Source organism: Streptomyces sp. NPDC006430 (assembly GCF_040612395.1).
Lineage (GTDB): Bacteria > Actinomycetota > Actinomycetes > Streptomycetales > Streptomycetaceae > Streptomyces.
The window spans coordinates 1-17,443 of sequence record NZ_JBEXQA010000062.1; the positions used below are offsets into that span (position 1 = coordinate 1).

The 17,443-nt window shown below is 67.4% G+C and carries 13 protein-coding genes and 1 tRNA gene; 9 read left to right on the forward strand and 5 right to left on the reverse strand.

Annotated features, from left to right (window positions below; all coding sequences use genetic code 11):
- The first annotated feature begins 1,047 nt into the window (after positions 1–1,047).
- The 4 genes from ABZZ20_RS35815 to ABZZ20_RS35830 all read left to right on the forward strand — a co-directional run bounded on the left by ABZZ20_RS35815 (position 1,048) and on the right by ABZZ20_RS35830 (position 4,212).
- On the forward strand, positions 1,048–2,271 hold the full coding sequence (locus ABZZ20_RS35815; protein WP_356877059.1) for an AAA family ATPase: 1,224 nt from the start codon (positions 1,048–1,050) through the stop codon (positions 2,269–2,271).
- 74 nt (positions 2,272–2,345) lie between these two features.
- Entirely contained in the window at positions 2,346–2,942 is a 597-nt protein-coding gene (locus ABZZ20_RS35820) for a hypothetical protein (protein ID WP_356877061.1), read from the forward strand.
- Between the two features lie 373 nt (positions 2,943–3,315).
- A complete protein-coding gene (locus ABZZ20_RS35825; RefSeq protein ID WP_356877063.1) occupies positions 3,316–3,597 on the forward strand; it encodes a hypothetical protein in 282 nt (93 codons plus the stop codon).
- Between the two features lie 105 nt (positions 3,598–3,702).
- Complete coding sequence (locus ABZZ20_RS35830) at positions 3,703–4,212, forward strand: HIT family protein (RefSeq protein WP_356877083.1); 510 nt, start codon at positions 3,703–3,705, stop codon at positions 4,210–4,212.
- Between the two features lie 146 nt (positions 4,213–4,358).
- Here the strand turns inward: ABZZ20_RS35830 and ABZZ20_RS35835 are convergent, their stop codons facing one another.
- Positions 4,359–5,564 carry a glycosyltransferase family 4 protein gene (locus tag ABZZ20_RS35835; RefSeq protein ID WP_356877065.1) on the reverse strand — a complete coding sequence of 402 codons (1,206 nt, stop codon included), beginning with the start codon at positions 5,562–5,564 and terminating at the stop codon, positions 4,359–4,361.
- A gap of 208 nt (positions 5,565–5,772) precedes the next feature.
- Here ABZZ20_RS35835 and ABZZ20_RS35840 point away from each other — a divergent pair, with 208 nt between their 5' ends.
- Complete coding sequence (locus tag ABZZ20_RS35840) at positions 5,773–8,592, forward strand: tetratricopeptide repeat protein (RefSeq protein ID WP_356877067.1); 2,820 nt, start codon at positions 5,773–5,775, stop codon at positions 8,590–8,592.
- A complete protein-coding gene (locus tag ABZZ20_RS35845) occupies positions 8,570–9,094 on the forward strand; it encodes a hypothetical protein (protein ID WP_356877069.1) in 525 nt (174 codons plus the stop codon). The genes ABZZ20_RS35840 and ABZZ20_RS35845 overlap by 23 nt, the downstream gene beginning before the upstream one ends.
- Positions 9,095–9,718: 624 nt before the next feature.
- On the opposite strand, the gene ABZZ20_RS35850 is transcribed toward ABZZ20_RS35845, so the two are convergent.
- A tRNA-Gly gene (locus ABZZ20_RS35850) sits at positions 9,719–9,789 on the reverse strand.
- 481 nt (positions 9,790–10,270) lie between these two features.
- Here ABZZ20_RS35850 and dcd point away from each other — a divergent pair.
- Together dcd and ABZZ20_RS35860 are read left to right on the forward strand one after the other, a co-directional pair.
- The gene (gene dcd, locus ABZZ20_RS35855; protein ID WP_356877071.1) at positions 10,271–10,858 is read left to right on the forward strand and encodes a dCTP deaminase; all 588 of its coding nucleotides are present in this window, start codon (positions 10,271–10,273) and stop codon (positions 10,856–10,858) included.
- Positions 10,855–11,352: a phosphoribosyltransferase gene (locus ABZZ20_RS35860; RefSeq protein WP_356877073.1), complete on the forward strand. Its 498-nt coding sequence runs from the start codon at positions 10,855–10,857 to the stop codon at positions 11,350–11,352. Before dcd ends, ABZZ20_RS35860 begins: the two co-directional genes overlap by 4 nt.
- A gap of 101 nt (positions 11,353–11,453) precedes the next feature.
- Here the strand turns inward: ABZZ20_RS35860 and ABZZ20_RS35865 are convergent, their stop codons facing one another.
- The 3 genes from ABZZ20_RS35865 to ABZZ20_RS35875 form a co-directional block, all read right to left on the reverse strand.
- Positions 11,454–12,359, reverse strand: coding sequence for a Yip1 family protein (locus ABZZ20_RS35865; protein WP_356877075.1), 906 nt, complete (start codon positions 12,357–12,359; stop codon positions 11,454–11,456).
- A gap of 409 nt (positions 12,360–12,768) precedes the next feature.
- A complete protein-coding gene (locus ABZZ20_RS35870; RefSeq protein WP_356877077.1) occupies positions 12,769–15,342 on the reverse strand; it encodes a (Fe-S)-binding protein in 2,574 nt (857 codons plus the stop codon).
- A 110-nt stretch (positions 15,343–15,452) separates the two neighbouring features.
- On the reverse strand, positions 15,453–16,100 hold the full coding sequence (locus tag ABZZ20_RS35875; protein WP_356877079.1) for a sugar transferase: 648 nt from the start codon (positions 16,098–16,100) through the stop codon (positions 15,453–15,455).
- A 251-nt stretch (positions 16,101–16,351) separates the two neighbouring features.
- On the opposite strand from ABZZ20_RS35875, the gene ABZZ20_RS35880 reads away from it, so the two are divergent.
- The coding region (locus tag ABZZ20_RS35880; protein WP_356877081.1) for an Hsp70 family protein at positions 16,352–17,443 on the forward strand (1,092 nt) is incomplete at its 3' end.

The window sequence follows — 17,443 nt, forward strand, 5'->3', positions numbered from 1 at the left end:
CGACAGCCGGGCCACCGGCCTACCCACGACCAGCACACAACCCCGAAACGGCCCGCCGGAGAATCCGACGGACCGTCACGAAAGATCGAGGCTAGCGCACAGCTCGGCTGCAATTACCTCTTTGGCGGCGCTAATTCACACCGAGCCGCCACGCTTATGGCGCGGGTCACATGAAATGCGTCTCGCGATTCGAGACGAACCTCGGTGAGGTGATGCAAGCGGTGCGCCAGCACCCCTCTGGGCGGGGTGCTCGCGGGAGATGGGGCACGCGGAGGGCACGGCAAGGGCTGGGAGGTCTAGACAATGACGAAGCCCCAGGTCGCCGACCTGGGGCTTTGCAATGGAGCGGATGACGGGAATCGAACCCGCGCTATAAGCTTGGGAATCACCCGGCGCTTGGACGCACGCACAGTCTCTGACCTGCGAAAACGACCGCCGACGGCCCCGCTCTGGCTGCCTCGTCGGAGCTCTTGGTGTCCGCTGTTTACCGCCCCTACTGGCACGTTGTGGCACGGCCGCCGGCCCCACTCGGGTCCTGTCCGGCGTTGAGGGACCCCCGGCATCCGCTGCGTGAGTGCCTCACGGCCATGGGTCGGCGGGAGAGGCGCACCCCGGTATCTGAGGCCGTGCAACGCTCCCGCTTGTTCGCTGCACCTACACCACCGCACTCGTGGTTGAGGAGTGTGGGCTCTGCCCTACTGGCTTCGACGTTTGGGTGGACGACCATTGCCCTGTTGGATGATCTGGGCGTGTGACGGGAGGAGCGAGATGCGCTGCCCCCGTTGGATCCGCTCCCGATCTTCTGTGGAACGGTCAGCCTTCGAGACTTCGCAAAGGCGGGTGGCTGTGTCAGCTGCACCGCCTACGCTGCATCACTGGCTCTTGCTGCTTGGAGGATCGCTACTGCTGTCATCTGCTCTGAGGGTCATATGTGGTGACAGAGTCGAAGGAGGCTACTCGACCTTGCTGCCTGCGACGCACCACTGCGAGCCGCCCTGGAGAGTCACGTACGCCACCTGGCGATCCGCTACCCGATAGGTTCATCTCATGCCTGGCCGCCTTCTAGAACTACACGTCGAGAACTTCCGCAGCCTTCGTGACGTGACCATCCCACTCGGTCCGCTCACCGTCTTGGTGGGCCCCAATGGTGTGGGCAAGTCGAACGTACTGAAGGTGTTCGACTTCCTGGCCGCGATCATCCGAACTGACCTCCAGCCTGCACTCGACGAGCGCGGGGGATTCGATGAGGTGGCTTTCTGGGGTGGCGACAAGCCGCCAACATCGATGGCGATCAGGCTCAAAGCGGACTGGACGACGCATGCGAGTGTCAAAGCTCCGGACGAGTACTCGCTGACCATCCGTAGGCGTTCCTCGCCTGGTAGTCGCGACTCCTACACGCTGTCACGCCAGGAGAGTTTCCAGTTCAAGCGGACACAGGGCCGAGGTCGGCGTATCACAATCTCCGGAGATGAAGCCCGCGTCGTAGACAAGAGGGCTGGTCGTGAGTCCGATGGGGGTAGTTTCGGTATCCAGCGATTGAGCAGTGGTCTGTCTACCCTGCCTCGGCTGGGGCGTTCGGATGGTGGGGAGGAGGTTGCGAGAGTTGCGGACCGTTTGTCTTCTTTCAGAGTCTTCGACGTGGACGTAACTGCTGCTCGACAGCCGACTCGTGCCCGCTCGATCAGGGCTGGCCGCTTGGATTCCCATGCCGAGAACCTGGCTGCGTTTCTGGTCCAGCTCAGCGCGGACGAGGAGCGCTGGGACCTTCTAACGCGAGACGCTCGCCGCATCCTTCCCCAACTGGATGCCATCGAATTCGAGCAAGTCGGGGGCTATGCGGATCGACTTGCCGTGGTGCTCCATGAACACGGCCTGCGTCGGACCACTCCGCTTGCTGACGCCTCGTTCGGAACAGTGCGTCTTCTTGGTCTGCTAGCCATGCTTTACGATCCCCGGCCTCCGGCACTGACGTGTGTTGAAGAGATCGACCACGGTCTGCATCCGCAAGCTCTTGAGCTCATTGTGGAGCGAATGCGGGAAGCGTCACAGCGAACGCAGTTCATCGTGGCGACCCATTCGCCAGCGCTCGTCGACAGATTGGAGCCTCACGAGTTCGTCGTCTGCGACCGTGACGAAGCTGGCGCATCCATCATTCCTGCTCTGACAACAAATGAGATTGAGACGATCGTTGCAGAGACAGGTGATCAGCCTCTTGGCGAGCTGTGGTTCTCTGGCGTACTGGGTGGCGACTTGACGGAGGACGAGCTGTGAGTCGCAGGCGGATACCCAAGTCCCTGAGCCGAGGTGTGGTTGTGCTCGCAGGCGAGAGTGCGAATGATCGTCGCATGCTGGCTGCGTTCATCAAGGCCGCGCACCCTGCCCTTGCGCATGCCGTCACTCTTACTGAGATCACCGACCCGGTGCGGCTGCGGAAGAAGTCGGGTGCCGACCTGGTGACGGCAGCGGGCACCCTGGTGAGCAAGGCGCGCGGCAAGGCCCGATTGAAGGGTGGCGAGTTCGTTGGGATCGCTGTCCACGAGGACATGGATGCCTGCCCTGGGCCTGCCTACGACACTGCGCGAAGGGCCGTCTCAGATGCGCTGGCGAAGGCGACTGGCGCCTCCGCGTCTGTCTACGCGCTCGCTGCCGCAGAGTCTGAGGCATGGCTCCTCCTCTTTCCGGAGGCGTTTACGCTCTACCGACCCTCGTGGAGAATCCCGGCGACGTGGCAAGGGAAGGACAGCGGGCGTCGCCAGACTCCGAAGGAGGACCTCGAAGGCCTCCTCAACAGTCCGCGCTTCAGGGAGAGCGATGGGCCTGAGATCGTAGCTGCAGCCTTGGCGCATGGCCTGCTTGCGGAACCCAAGGGGACGAACCGTTCCTACCATGAGTTCTTGACAGATATCTCCGGCTGGGAGCCTCCTCGAATGTCGAGCCGCTGACCCATGTGCTGACGAACTGCTTGGGGCCAGACTGCTCGGACGCTCGGCCCAGCTTAAAGGTCTAGACAATGAAGAAGGCCCAGGTCGTTGACCTGGGCCTTCGTGCAAGAGCGGATGACGGGAATCGAACCCGCGCTATAAGCTTGGGAATCACCCGACACTTGGGCCCATGTATGGCGCCTGACCTGCAGGAACGTGCGCTGACGGCCTTGTCGTGATTGCTTCGCCGGCCCCCTTGTTGACCGCTGTTTACCGCCCCTACTGGCACGTTATGGCACGGCCACCGAGTCAGCGTTGCCCGTGCCTGGCGCGAGGCGGCCATCACTGCCGGCTCTGGTCTTCGTTGAGGATGTCGAGAGAAGGGCAGGGCCACATGGAAAGCATCGAGCATGCACGTGAGCGGATCACCGCGCGCCGACGCGAGCTGCTCACCGAGCTCGCGGACACCGATCGTGCTCTCGCGAGGCTTGATACCACCGTCATCGTTTCCATCTGGTGGACGGCGCCCAGCGGCCCCGGGAAACGGGGCACCGCATACCACCGCGACGCCCCCGCGAATCCGTACCGAAAGTGCCTGCCCAGAAACCCCCAGCGGATTTCCCTGTACGAGGCCGGGCTGGCAGGACTGAATCCCTGCCGGGCCTGCCACTCGTGATCGCAGCCTCACCGCCACCCGAAGTCGGCGAGGCCGCGGTGAATCCGGTGCGCGTCGCAGGGCTGGGGAAGACTGGTGCCCCGACGGAGAGGGGCGGCGGTGTCGATGGACCGACGGCCGATGGATCTTGCGGCATATGTGGAGCGCACGCGGGGCGGTCCGTGCTTCGTCTGTGCCTTTCTCGCCGGGAACCCGGCCTACACGCACGAGACGGTATTCGAGGATGCCGAGCATGTAGCGTTTCTGGACAGGTGGCCCACAGTGCCGGGCAAGGTTCTCGTTGCACCGAAGGCGCACGTCGAGCATGCCGTGCGCGACCTGGGCGAGGAGGCTTACACCCGGCTCATGCTTTTCGTCCGGGAGATCGCCCTCGCCGTCGAGGCTGTCTGCGAGCCGGAGCGGACGTACCTCTACTCGCTCGGCAGCCAGCAGGGCAATGCGCATCTGCACTGGCACGTGGCCCCCCTGCCTGCTGGCGTCCCGTACTCGAAGCAGCAGTTCCACGCTCTGATGACGGAGAACGGTGTCCTGCCACTTCCACCGGATCAGGCGGCCGAGACGGCCGCGCGCCTGCGCGAGGCGCTCATCGCCCGAGGGATCACAAAGGAGGGGTAACCGCTTTTTCGGGGAGGCCAATTACGTGCCCCGCGAGGCGTCGCAAGGGTAAGAGGCCGGGCCGGGCTGATCGGCCTCACCGTGACCGCCGTCCTCCCCATCGGCTCGGTGGCCGCTCGCCTGTGGAGCCCTTCCTCACTCAGGGCCTAAGGGATGGGCTCCGGAGACAGCGGCTCGGGTACGGCCACGACGAGGGAATCGGCCGTGTCCCTCCACCGCAGCTGTGCCGCGAGTCGGCCGCGCACCTCGCCGGCGTAGCCAAGTGCGCTGGGCAGGTCGCTCAGGACCAGCCCGAGGGCGGCGCTCCACGCCTTCACGTCCGCGTTTAGGTCGTCGGCCACTTCGACGATCATCGGCTCGGCGCTCCGGCCGAGCCTTCTGTGCAACAGCTCGGCCGCTCCGCTCTTGGAGCTCACCAGCACGGGTGTGCCCGCAGCGATGGCCTCCAGCGCCACCAGGCCGAATCCCTCCACCCTTGAGGGCATGACGCACACGGCGGACCGTGCCAGGTCACGGCGGAGCTCGGCGGGTTCAACCGTGTACGGCCGCACCTCGATCCGCTCGCGCGCCAGTCCCGAGAGTGCGACGAGCTGCGCGTGCAGTGCGTCGCATTCGTTCTCAGGGGCGCCACGGACCAGCAGACCGGGGGCATCGTGGCCGGTTGCGCGCACCGCCGCGACCGCCAGTGCGGCGATGTCCAGGCCCTTGAGCACGATGTCGTCAGTCCTGCCCAGCACCAGCACGTGCCGCTTGGCGGGCGGACGCCGTTCCACGGCCGTGCCAGCCCCGACCTCCATGCCCGGGTCGAGCCGCACGATGCGCCCGGGCCCCAGACCATCAGCCAGGAGGTCGGCGGCGTAGCGTTCCAGCCGCGGGCCGACAGCAGCGACGACGTCGGCCTCTGCGGCGAGCGCGCGCGTGTGCCTTTCCCGTTGCCTGATCAGATCCGCGGTCCGGCCGGAGTTCTTGTACGGCTCGATCTCCGGCGGAGCAGTGTGCACGATGTAGACCAGCCGGGCCGACGCGTAGAGCCGTGCGTGGGCCCAGGCGAACTCGCCGGTGAAACGGTCGTGTCCGATGACGGTGTCGGCGCCGAACTCCCTCACGATTGCCGTCGGCAGGAGGAGAGAGGGGCCGGCAGGCGTCCGCGCCGCGGGCAGCAGTGTGACCCCACGGCTGTGCGCGTCGTCGCGCTCCGCCTCCGTGGCCTGCTCGACCAGGCAGCCCGTCCGGTGGCCGGCCTCGGCCAGTCCGATGGCGAGCGACCGGTTGAACGTGGGGACGCCACCCTTCGTCGGCGACCAACTACCGCACACCAGCAGGCATGATCGCCGCTCTTTGACCGGATTCACCGTCGTACTCCTCTTTCCCTCGTCGCGCACGCCCTACGGGCCGGTGCTCCCCGAACGGGGATTCGTGCCCCGTACACAGCGTGGAGTCGAATGCGACGAAGTCTCTTGATCACTGGAACCGGTGCTGGATTCAGCCCTGTTTATGCAGGCGCGGAGCGTATGTTGACCGATGCGGCACTGGAGTCCAGCAGCTAAGGAAGCGGACATCATGGCGAAAGCGCAGCAGATGGCGGTCGGCCAGGAACTCGCCCGCCTGCGCAAGGAAGCGGGGCTCCGGCAGGAGGACGTGGCGGTGGCCGTCGGCAGGACGGACAGCCGGATCTCCCAGATCGAGCGGGGGGACTGGCTCAACACCCCCGACACGGAACTCATATCCAGGTACGTCGACTTCTGCCTGAAGCACGTCGGAGGGGCGAAAGAACTGCGGGACCGGCGCCGACGGCACGTCCTCGGCCTGTTCGAGGGGCTCGACGCCCTCGCCGATGCGCTGCCCCCGCGTCCCTGTGTCAATCAACTGCGCAGGGACATCGACACGTTCACCGGGCGCTCTGGCGAACTGGCCCGGCTGCGCGCGAGCGTGGCGCGGGCCATGAACACAGGCGGAGTGATCGCCGTACACGCCGTGGACGGCAAGCCGGGGGTGGGTAAATCGGCCTTCGCCACCCACGCGGCACACGGCTTGCGGCACAAGTTTCCCGACGCCCAGCTGTTCCTCGATCTCCACGGACACAGCGCAAAGACGTCCCCCATGGCGCCCGCGGAGGCACTGGCGTCGCTGCTGGGCGCCGTCGGCGTCCCTGGCCGCGCGCTCCCCGCGGCACTGGACGACCGGTCCGCTCTGTGGCGCAGCCGGATGGCGGACCAGTCCGGGTTGCTCATTCTCGATAACGCGCTGGACGAGGAGCAGGTGCGACCGCTGCTGCCCAACGCGCCCGGCTGTCTCGTCCTGGTGACCAGTCGGCGCCGGATGGTCGGCCTGAACGCGGTGACGATCGCCATCGACGTGCTGCCGTCGGAGGAGGCTGTGCAGATGTTTCGGGCGGTCGTCCGGCACGACATCCCCGAGGACGCTCCGGTGGGCGAACTCGTCGCGCTGTGCGGATACTTGCCGCTCGCCATCGAGCTGGTGGGCGGACGGATGAGGAACAGGAAGAGCCTCACTGTCGGGCGACTCGTCACGGAGGTACGGGAGAGCGTCAACCGGCTCGCGTCGATGCGCGTGCGCAATCACCACGTGGCCGCGGCGTTCGAACTCTCCTACCGGGCTCTGTCCTCCTACCGGCAGTCGTTCTTTCGGACCCTGGGACTGCACCCCGGCAGCGATGTGGATGCCTACGCCGGAGCCGCCCTCACTGCCGAGTCTCTGGAGGAGGTGAAGCGGCAGCTGCAAGGGCTGTACGACGACAATCTTCTCGACGAGCACGTCTACGGCAGGTACCAGCTGCACGACCTGATCGCGGAGTATCTGAGGGATGTCGTCGCGAGGACCGATCTTGGTGTGCGGAAACGGTCCCTGGACCGACTCCTCGACTACTACCAGGACACCGCGGTACTGGCCGACCGCCTGCTGAAGCCCGGGTACGGAGTTACGTACGCGTCGGTGTACGACGGCCCTCTCCCAGCTCTGGACGAGCGCCGCTCCGCGATGGACTGGCTGTCGCTGGAGCGCGAGAACCTGCTGAGCAGCCTGAGGGTGTCCGCCGAGAACCCCAGCCGGGTCCTCACGCTGACCGCCGCTATGTCGCGGCATCTGCGGCTGAGCGGACCCTGGGACGTGGCCGTACGGCTGCATCAGGATGCCGTGGCCGCGGCACGTTCGGTGGGCAGCACGGACGGGGAAGCCCGTTCACTGCTGGAGCTCGGCACGGCTCATCGCAACCACGGGGACTACGAGGCGGCAGCACGCTGCGTGGACGAGGCATCGGCGGCGTACGCCACGCTTGGTGACGATTCCGGGCGGGCGGCGGCCCTCCTTGAAGACGGCACCGTGCGATGGCTGACCGGGTCGTACGAACCGGCCAGGAAGAGGCTGGCCGAGGCTCTAGCCCTCAGCCGGTCGGCTGGGGACCGCGAGGGCGAGGCCGACGCGCTGGTCGAACTGGGCACTCTCGCCTACGTCCTCGACGAGTACGAGGACGCCGAGCGGCAGCTCTCGGCTGCCCTTGCCCTGTACGAGGACCTGGGAGACGATCAGGGCAGGGTCGCCGCATTGAAGAACCTCGGCAGCACCTGGTACTTCATGGACAAGTACGACGCGGCCGAGAAGGCGCTCCAGCAGTCCCTCACCCTGGCCCGGGACCTTGGCAACACTTTGGTCGAGGCCCAGGCTTTGACGAAACTCGGCAGTGTCCTACGGCTCATGGGGCGGTACGAGGACGCCGTGCAGCGGTTGACGGACGCCCGGGAACTCGCGCGCCGACTGGCCGACCGCTCCCTGGAAGCAGAGTTGCTGATCGATCTCGGGGCCGCCCTGCACCGGCTGGGCAAGGGCGATGCGGCTGTGAGGGCGTTCGGCGATTCTCTCGGTCTGTACGAGACCCTCGGGGAGGACCTCGGAAGAGCCTGCGCGCTCAAGGAGTTCGGCGATGCGCTGGCCGACACCGGCCGCCTCGACGAGGGGCGGGCCCGGCTCGAAGAGGCCCGCTCTCTCGACGAGCGGCTCGGGGAGCGTCTCGGACTGGCAGCCGTGTGGAACTCGTTCGGCAAGCTGGAGCTGCGCGCGGGCGCCCCGGCCGCATCGGCGGCCGCGCACTGGGCGGCGCTGACCATCGCACGCGAGATCGGTGGCCCCCTGGAGGAAGCGGCCGCCCTGCTCGGACTGGGCAACGCCGCGCGGGCGTGCGGGGATCACGTCGAGGCCCGTGCACGCATCGACGCCTCTCTGACGATCTACCGGCGTATCGGCGCTGCGGAGGCCGAGGACGTGTCGGCACTTCTCGCCCGGTCCCGTGCCGATGAAACCTGCACATCCGAAGGGTTCCGCACCCGAGATTCAGGAGAGAGCAATGGGACTGTTTTCGAGCGATGAAGAGATCGACCTCAGCCCTCCCGGGCTTGTCGCGGTGAATGAGGGGGTGGCCGAGCAGCTGCCGGATCCGGGCGCGTACTTGTTGGACCTGCTGCGTGACCTGGCGCCAGAGTCGTACGAGTCGGCCGCCGCGGAGATCCAGCGTGTGCGGCACGCGAACGGGTCCCTCACCCGTGACGGGTTGCAAGGCATCGGGTTCCGGGACTGGAAGAGCGGCCCGCTGACTCTGCTCGTCGGCCTCCAGGCCAAAGAATGGATCATCACGGGCGTCTGGGCGTCCTACGGTCTCGGGAGGAGGCAGGGCCGGGAGGTCACCACGGTGATTCAGAACCTCGTCCAGGAGCAGGGCGTCCCCGCGGCCGCGTCGTGGGCCGTCGCCGCCAGGCACCGGAAGCCCGATGTGCGTTCTCTAGCCGATCAGCTGTTCCAGTCGTACGAAGAGGCGGCAGGTCTCATCACGAACGGCGACGTCATCAAGGCGTTCCGGAAGTGGCGAAGGTAGCGCTCCGCAAGAGCGTCGTGGCAGGCCCGGCCGCTGTCGGTGCCGTGTGGCGCAGTGCACCGTGAACGAGACCATGCACGGAGCAGTGTTGATCGACCGGCTGAGGCTGCCCGGCGGGAGGTCGCTGCCGCCGAGACTGCGCCGGTGGCTGTCCTTCGACAGCTCCTGGCTCGCCGATGTGCCCTGCCGGACACCTCAAAGGCCGTGATCCGTCGGTGACGGCGGACGAGCTTGATGGCGCCTGGGCGGATGGCCCGCCACGATCATTTACATCGGCGACGCGTCAGCGGGCAAAGGCGGCCGGAGGGGACTCCGGCAGCGGCTTGACGAGTATCGCCGCCATGGTGCCGGTGGGATGGCCGGCCACTGGGGCGGGCGATACATCTGGCCGTTGGCGGACTCGGGCGCTCTGGTCGTCGCGTGGTCGACGATAGCTGAGCGGGATCCAGGTGAGGCTGAGGGAGCTGATCGCGGAGTTCAGGGAGCTTCGTGGAGTGCGGCCCTTCGCCAACCGCAACAAGGGCGTCACTTCCTGAGAGGCTCCCGGACTGCGGACTGAACCAAGGGGTGAGAGGTCTAGACAACGAAGAGGGCCCAGGTCTCTGACCTGGGCCTTCTCTCAAGAGCGGATGACGGGAATCGAACCCGCGCTATAAGCTTGGGAAGCTCATGTTCTACCATTAAACTACATCCGCATAGCGTTCCAGTTGCCTGGAGCCTTAGCGTTGCACACTCTACCCCATGATCGACCCCCGGTGAATCCGCCGCGGGGTCGTTGTCGTGTGTGTGGTGCACCGACGGTCGTGGGGGCGGGAGTTGGGGCGTAACGTACGGGTGCGGAGTGCCGGTCGAAAGCCTGTGGAGTGGCGGCTGGAGCGGGTCCCGATCATCCCCTAATGTGGCGATTCGTCGCAGTACGGCAGGTTGGGGAAAGGGACTCGATGGAGAACACCGTCGTCCGTTGTGCCGAAGGGCATGTTTTCAGTACCGCTTCGTTTCCGCTGCAGCACCTCGGTGCCGGCCGGATCGGGCCTGGACGGCTGCTGCGGTGTCCGCGGTGTGCGCGGCTGAGGCATGCCGTGCCGGTCGGGGCGGCCGTCAAGCGCTAGGTCGACAGGCGCGCGGGTGCGCCCTCTCGATTGGGGGTGGCCCGCGCGCACTGCGTATCCTCGGGACGTGCTTCTCTCTGACAAAGACATCCGGGCCGAGATCGACAGCGGACGGGTTCGCATCGACCCGTTCGAGGAATCGATGGTGCAGCCCTCCAGCATCGATGTACGTCTCGACCGCTTCTTCCGGGTGTTCGAGAACCACCGCTACGCCCACATCGACCCCGCCATCGAGCAGCCGGATCTGACCCGGATGGTCGAGCCGGAGGGGGACGAGGCGTTCATTCTGCATCCGGGCGAGTTCGTGCTCGCCTCGACGTACGAGGTCATTTCGCTGCCCGACGACATCGCCTCCAGGCTGGAGGGGAAGTCCAGCCTGGGCCGCCTCGGCCTGGTGACGCATTCGACCGCCGGGTTCATCGACCCCGGGTTCTCGGGGCACGTCACGCTCGAACTGTCGAACCTCGCCACCCTCCCGATCAAGCTGTGGCCCGGGATGAAGATCGGGCAGCTGTGCATGTTCCGGCTCAGCTCGCCCGCCGAGTTCCCGTACGGGAGCGAGCGGTACGGGTCGCGGTACCAGGGCCAGCGCGGCCCGACGGCCTCCCGCTCCTTCCAGAACTTCCACCGCACTCAGGTGAGGCACGACGCATGAGTCACGTACGCGAGAACCTGAACTACGAGGGCTTCGGGCGTGCCGTCCGCGAGCTGGCGCAGACCATCGCCGACGACGGCTACGAGCCCGACATCATCCTGAGCATCGCCCGGGGCGGCGTGTTCGTCGCCGGCGGCCTGGCGTACGCGCTGGACTGCAAGAACATCCACCTGGTGAACGTGGAGTTCTACACCGGTGTGGGCACCACCTTGGAGATGCCGGTCATGCTGGCCCCGGTGCCCGAGGCGATCGACTTCACCGACAAGAAGGTCCTCATCGCCGATGACGTGGCCGACACCGGCAAGACGCTGAAGCTCGTCCACGACTTCTGCCTGGGCCACGTCGCCGAGGTCCGGTCCGCCGTGATCTACGAGAAGTCGCACTCGCTCGTGAAGTGCGAGTACGTGTGGAAGAAGACCGACGAGTGGATCAATTTCCCGTGGTCGGTCGAGCCGCCCGTGGTGAAGCGTGAAGGCCAGGTCCTCGACGCCTGACCGAGCGGCGAACGTCCGCACGCCGAGCGTGAGAAGGGGCCCTGCGCGTGTGCGCAGGGCCCCTTCTGCATGCGTCATGCCCCATACGCCTGCGGCGGCTGCTAGAGCGTGCCCAGCTTGATGATCGACAGCAGTGCGATCAGCTGGATCGCGGACGCGCCCAGCGCCTTCGGCCACGGCAGGTCGTGCGACTTGCTGACGAGCGAGGTGAACAGGGCGCCGGCCGCTACCCAGGTGGCCCAGCCCAGCACCTGCACGAACATGTTGTCGCCGCCCAGGAACACGGCGAAGAGCAGGCGCGGCGCGTCCGTGATGGACATGACCAGCATCGAGAGGCCCACGGTCGGCTGCCACGCCCCGTCACCGCCCATCTGGCGGGCCAGGGTGTGCGTGACGCCGCCCAGGATCAGGCCGCAGATGACGAAGGCCACGCCGGCGCTGAGGACGATCGGGACGGCGTTGGCGAGGGTGGCGTCCATGACGTCCTTGCGGGCGTCGTCGAAGCCGAAGACCGCGAGCAGGCCGTACAGGAAGGTCACGATCAGGGCCGGCCCCCAGACGGCGTAGTCGCGCATCTGCAGGAAGGTCGGCCCGGGACGCATCACGATGCCGCGGAGCAGCTCCTTCCAGGGCAGTCGCGGGCCCGTCGGGGCAGCTGTGGCCGCGCCCGCGTGGTACGTCGCGCCCTGGCCGTACGGGTCCTCGCCGTACGCGAAGACCTGGGTGTGCCCCGGGTTGTCGTTCGCGTATGAGCCTCCGCCTCCCTGGCCGTACGGGGGCTGCTGCTGCGCCTGGTGGGGCGCGTGCTGCTGGCCGTACGGGTCGAAGTACTCGGGCTCGCCGTGGTCCCCGACGGCGGGCTGCTGAGGCCACTGCTGCTGCGGAGGGTAGGGCTGCTGGCCGTACGGCGTCTGCTGCGGTTGCTGCTGACCGTACGGCTGCTGCCGCGGGGGTTGTTGGGGAGCGCGGTTGTTGTCCCGGCCGCGTCCGATCCTGAATCCAGCCACGTGATCGAACGTACCTGGTCCTGCGGACCGCGGTGGTCGAGCCGCCGGAATAGGCACCCTTTGCGGCTGACCTGTGACATCCCCTAGGGGAACCCCTCGGGGTTGTCCCCAGCCTTGCGGGAGGGGTGTGGATTGCCTGGTTTGCTGGGATGCGCAGAGTTTTGGTGGGTTCCATTGCGCGGCTGATGGAATACGCGGATACCGGGCCCGTAGCTTCGAACGCGTCGTCGCCGTCCCGGCCCCCCGGCGGGTCCGCGTTCGCGGACTTCCCGGCCCCGGCCGGCGCCGCCGGGCTTGCTTCGTCCTCCTGCGCCGAAGCCGACGCCGAAGCCGCGGGCTGACCGGGGAACGCCGGAACGGCCGGCCCCCGAGGGGAGCCGGCCGTTCCAGTGTTGCTTCTGCGCTGCGCCTACTTGGCGGCTTCGGGCTTGACCTCGTCGGCCTCGTCGGCCTCCGGGGTGGTCGCCTTCGCATCAGCGGCGTCCTCGGTTTCCGCGGCAGCGTCAGCCTCGGGCGCGCCGTCCTCGGCGGCTGCCTTGGCTTCCGCTTCTGCCTCGGGCTTCGCCTGGGCCTCGGCGGCTGCCTTGGCCTTGGCCTCGGCCTCGGCGGCTGCCTTGGCTTCCGCCTCCGCCTCCGCCTCCGCCTTCGCCTTCGCCTTCGCGGCAGCCTCGGCCTCGGCCTCGGCCTCGGCCTCGGCCTCGGCCTCGGCAGCAGCCGCAGCCGCCGCCTCCTCCGCGGCCAGTGCCTCCGCCGCCAGCTCCTCCTCCGTCGGCTCCGGCGCCTTCACCGACTCCAGCAGCAGCTGCGCCACGTCCACGACCTGGACGGACTCCTTCGCCTGGCCGTCGTTCTTCTTGCCGTTCACCGAGTCGGTCAGCATCACCAGGCAGAACGGGCACGCCGTCGACACGATGTCCGGGTTCAGGGACAGGGCCTCGTCGACGCGCTCGTTGTTGATGCGCTTGCCGATCCGCTCCTCCATCCACATCCGCGCGCCACCGGCGCCACAGCAGAAGCCCCGCTCCTTGTGGCGGTGCATCTCCTGCTGCCGCAGGCCCGGAACGGCCGACATGATCTCGCGCGGCGGCGTGTAGACCTTGTTGTGCCGACCGAGGTAGCAGGGGTCGTGGTACGTGATCAGACCGTCCACCGGCGTGACCGGCGTCAGGCGGCCCTCGTCGATCAGGTGCTGGAGCAGCTGCGTGTGGTGGATGACCTCGTACTCGCCGCCCAGCTGCGGGTACTCGTTCGCAATGGTGTTGAAGCAGTGCGGGCAGGTCGAGACGATCCGCTTCGCGGACTTCGGCTTCTTCGTCGACGGGTCGTCGTCGTCCTCACCGAAGGCCATGTTCAGCATGGCCACGTTCTCCTGGGCGAGCTGCTGGAACAGCGGCTCGTTGCCGAGGCGGCGGGGGGAGTCGCCGGTGCACTTCTCGTCGCCGCCCATGATCGCGAACTTGACGCCCGCGATGTTCAGCAGCTCCGCGAAGGCCTTCGTCGTCTTCTTGGCCCGGTCCTCCAGGGCGCCCGCGCAGCCGACCCAGTACAGGTAGTCGTACTCCGACAGGTCCTCGGCGTCCTTGCCGACGATCGGGACCTCGAAGTCGACCTCCTTGGTCCACTCCACGCGCTGCTTCTTGGCGAGGCCCCAGGGGTTGCCCTTCTTCTCCAGGTTCTTGAGCATCGTGCCCGCCTCCGACGGGAACGCGCTCTCGATCATCACCTGGTAGCGGCGCATGTCGACGATGTGGTCGATGTGCTCGATGTCGACCGGGCACTGCTCCACGCACGCACCGCACGTCGTGCAGGACCACAGGACGTCGGGGTCGATGACGCCGTTCTCCTCGGCCGTGCCGATCAGCGGGCGCTCGGCCTCGGCCAGGGCTGCCGCCGGGACGCCGGCCAGCTGCTCCGCGGAGGCCTTCTCCTCGCCCTCCATCGTCTTGCCGCCGCCCGCGAGCAGGTACGGGGCCTTGGCGTGCGCGTGGTCGCGCAGCGACATGATGAGGAGCTTCGGCGACAGCGGCTTGCCCGTGTTCCAGGCAGGGCACTGCGACTGGCAGCGTCCGCACTCGGTGCAGGTGGAGAAGTCGAGGATGCCCTTCCAGGAGAACTGCTCGACCTGGGAGACGCCGAAGACGTCGTCCTCGCCCGGGTCCTCGAAGTCGATCTCCTTGCCGCCGCTGGTCATCGGCTGGAGCGCGCCGAGTGCGGTGGCACCGTCGGCGTTGCGCTTGAACCAGATGTTGGGGAAGCCGAGGAAGCGGTGCCAGGCGACACCCATGTTGGTGTTCAGCGAGACCACGATCATCCAGATCAGCGAGACGCCGATCTTGACCATCGCGGTGAAGTAGATGGCGTTCTGCAGGGCGCTCAGCGACAGGCCCTTGAAGGCCAGCACCAGCGGGTACGAGGCGAAGTACGCCGGCTCGTACGAGTCCACGTGGTGGATCGCGCCCTCAAGGCCGCGCAGGGTGAGGATCGCGAGGCCGATGGTGAGGATCACGTACTCGACGAAGTACGCCTGCCACGCCTTGGAGCCCGCGAAGCGCGACTTGCGGCCGGCCCGCGAGGGCAGGCTGAGAAGTCGGATCGCCATCAGCACGACGATGCCGAGGATCGTCATGATGCCGATGAACTCGATGTAGAGCTCGAACGGCAGGAAGTCGCCGACGATCGGCAGGACCCAGTCGGCCTGGAAGAGCTGGCCGTACGCCTGGACCAGCGTCGGCGGCAGCGTCAGGAAGCCGATCGCGACGAACCAGTGCGCGAAGCCGACGATGCCCCAGCGGTTCATCCGGCTGTGGCCGAGGAACTCCCGGACCAGGGTGAACGTTCGTGCCTTCGGGTCGTCCGTACGGCTGCCGGCCGGTACGGGTTGTCCGAGCTTCACGAACCGGTAGATCTGCGCCACGGCTCGGGCGAGCAGCGCGACGCCGACCACGGTCAGGACCAGCGACACGATGATCGCGGCGAGTTGCATGGGAGGGCTCCTCGGGCGGGACTTACTAAGCGGTAACTTATTGAGTCAAGGCTTGAGGTTACCCATTCCCCGCGCCGCAATGTAGGTGAGCGTGCGGTGATCTGTGTCGCTCAGGCATGCCTGTGTCGGTAGGCCGCCCGAGGGGTCTGAGCCAGGATCGCGAGATCCATCCCCAGCCAATGGCTCTCCACATAGTGCCGGTCCAGCAGGGCCATCTCCTCCCAGGGGAGGTCGGAACGCGCGCTGACCTGCCACAAACCCGTCATTCCGGGGCGTACGAGCAGCCGGTCCGGCCGGTCCGTACGCGGCTCGGGGCGCGGCCCGACCAGTGACATCTCACCTCGGAGCACGTTCAGCAGTTGTGGCGCCCCGTCCAGGGCGTACCGCTCCAGGGCCGCGCCGAGCCGCCCCGCCGCGTCCGTGCGCAGTCGCCAGGTCCAAAACGGCCGTCCGCCGAGCCCGGCCGCCGGCCGTCGTACGAAGATCCGCCCGCCCTGGGTGGCATACAGCAGGGCGGCCGCGGTCAGCAGCGGGAGGGCGAACAGCGCGCACAGCGCCAGGGCCCCGACGAGGTCTACCACCCGCTTCGCGGAGATGTCGGGCCGCAGGGCGGACCGGAGTCGTGAGGACGGGCTGCGCGCCGCGCCGGGGCCGGGTTCCGTCGGCCGCCGGGCCGGACGTCGGGAGGGACGTCGGATCGCGAGGCGCCGGATCGCGGGGCGCCGGATCGGGGGGAACGTGAGCGGCGGCAGCGGCATACCGGCACGTTGCCCTGTGCCCGCGCCCGTGGGGGTGCGCCGCGCGGTGTCGTTCCCCCGCTCGGCCCTGTCGCGCTGTCGCCCGCCCCGTCCCCGGAGGTCTCCGGAGGGTGTCAACGTGGAGGTCACGGCGCCGCCTGAGTGTGAGCGTGGCCTAAAGGTTGAGTGGAGGGGGCTCAGCTCTGTTGACGTGCGCGCCGCGATGGGGCATGGTTGAGTCTGTTCCACTCAAGTCAGCTGGAGGAATCAAAATGGCACGTGCGGTCGGCATCGACCTGGGCACCACTAACTCCGTCGTCAGCGTTCTCGAAGGCGGCGAGCCCACCGTCATCACCAACGCCGAGGGCGCCAGGACCACGCCGTCCGTCGTCGCCTTCGCCAAGAACGGCGAGGTCCTCGTCGGCGAGGTGGCCAAGCGCCAGGCGGTCACGAACGTGGACCGGACCATCCGCTCCGTCAAGCGCCACATGGGCACTGACTGGAAGATCAACCTGGATGGCAAGGACTTCAACCCGCAGCAGATGAGCGCCTTCATCCTGCAGAAGCTGAAGCGCGACGCCGAGGCGTACCTGGGCGAGAAGGTCACGGACGCGGTCATCACCGTCCCGGCCTACTTCAACGACTCCGAGCGTCAGGCGACCAAGGAAGCCGGCGAGATCGCGGGCCTGAACGTCCTGCGCATCGTCAATGAGCCGACCGCCGCCGCCCTGGCCTACGGCCTCGACAAGGACGACCAGACGATCCTCGTCTTCGACCTCGGTGGCGGCACCTTCGACGTGTCGCTCCTTGAGATCGGCGACGGCGTCGTCGAGGTCAAGGCCACCAACGGTGACAACCACCTCGGTGGTGACGACTGGGACCAGCGCGTCGTCGACTACCTGGTGAAGCAGTTCGCCAACGGCCACGGCGTCGACCTGTCCAAGGACAAGATGGCGCTCCAGCGCCTGCGCGAGGCCGCCGAGAAGGCGAAGATCGAGCTGTCCTCCTCCACGGAGACCACGATCAACCTGCCCTACATCACGGCGTCCGCCGAGGGCCCGCTGCACCTGGACGAGAAGCTCACGCGCGCCCAGTTCCAGCAGCTGACCGCCGACCTCCTGGAGCGCTGCAAGACCCCGTTCCACAACGTCATCAAGGACGCCGGCATCCAGCTGTCCGAGATCGACCACGTGGTCCTGGTCGGTGGCTCCACCCGTATGCCGGCCGTCGCCGAGCTCGTCAAGGAGCTCACCGGCGGTCAGGACGCCAACAAGGGCGTCAACCCGGACGAGGTCGTCGCCATCGGCGCCACCCTCCAGGCCGGTGTCCTCAAGGGTGAGGTCAAGGACGTCCTGCTCCTCGAC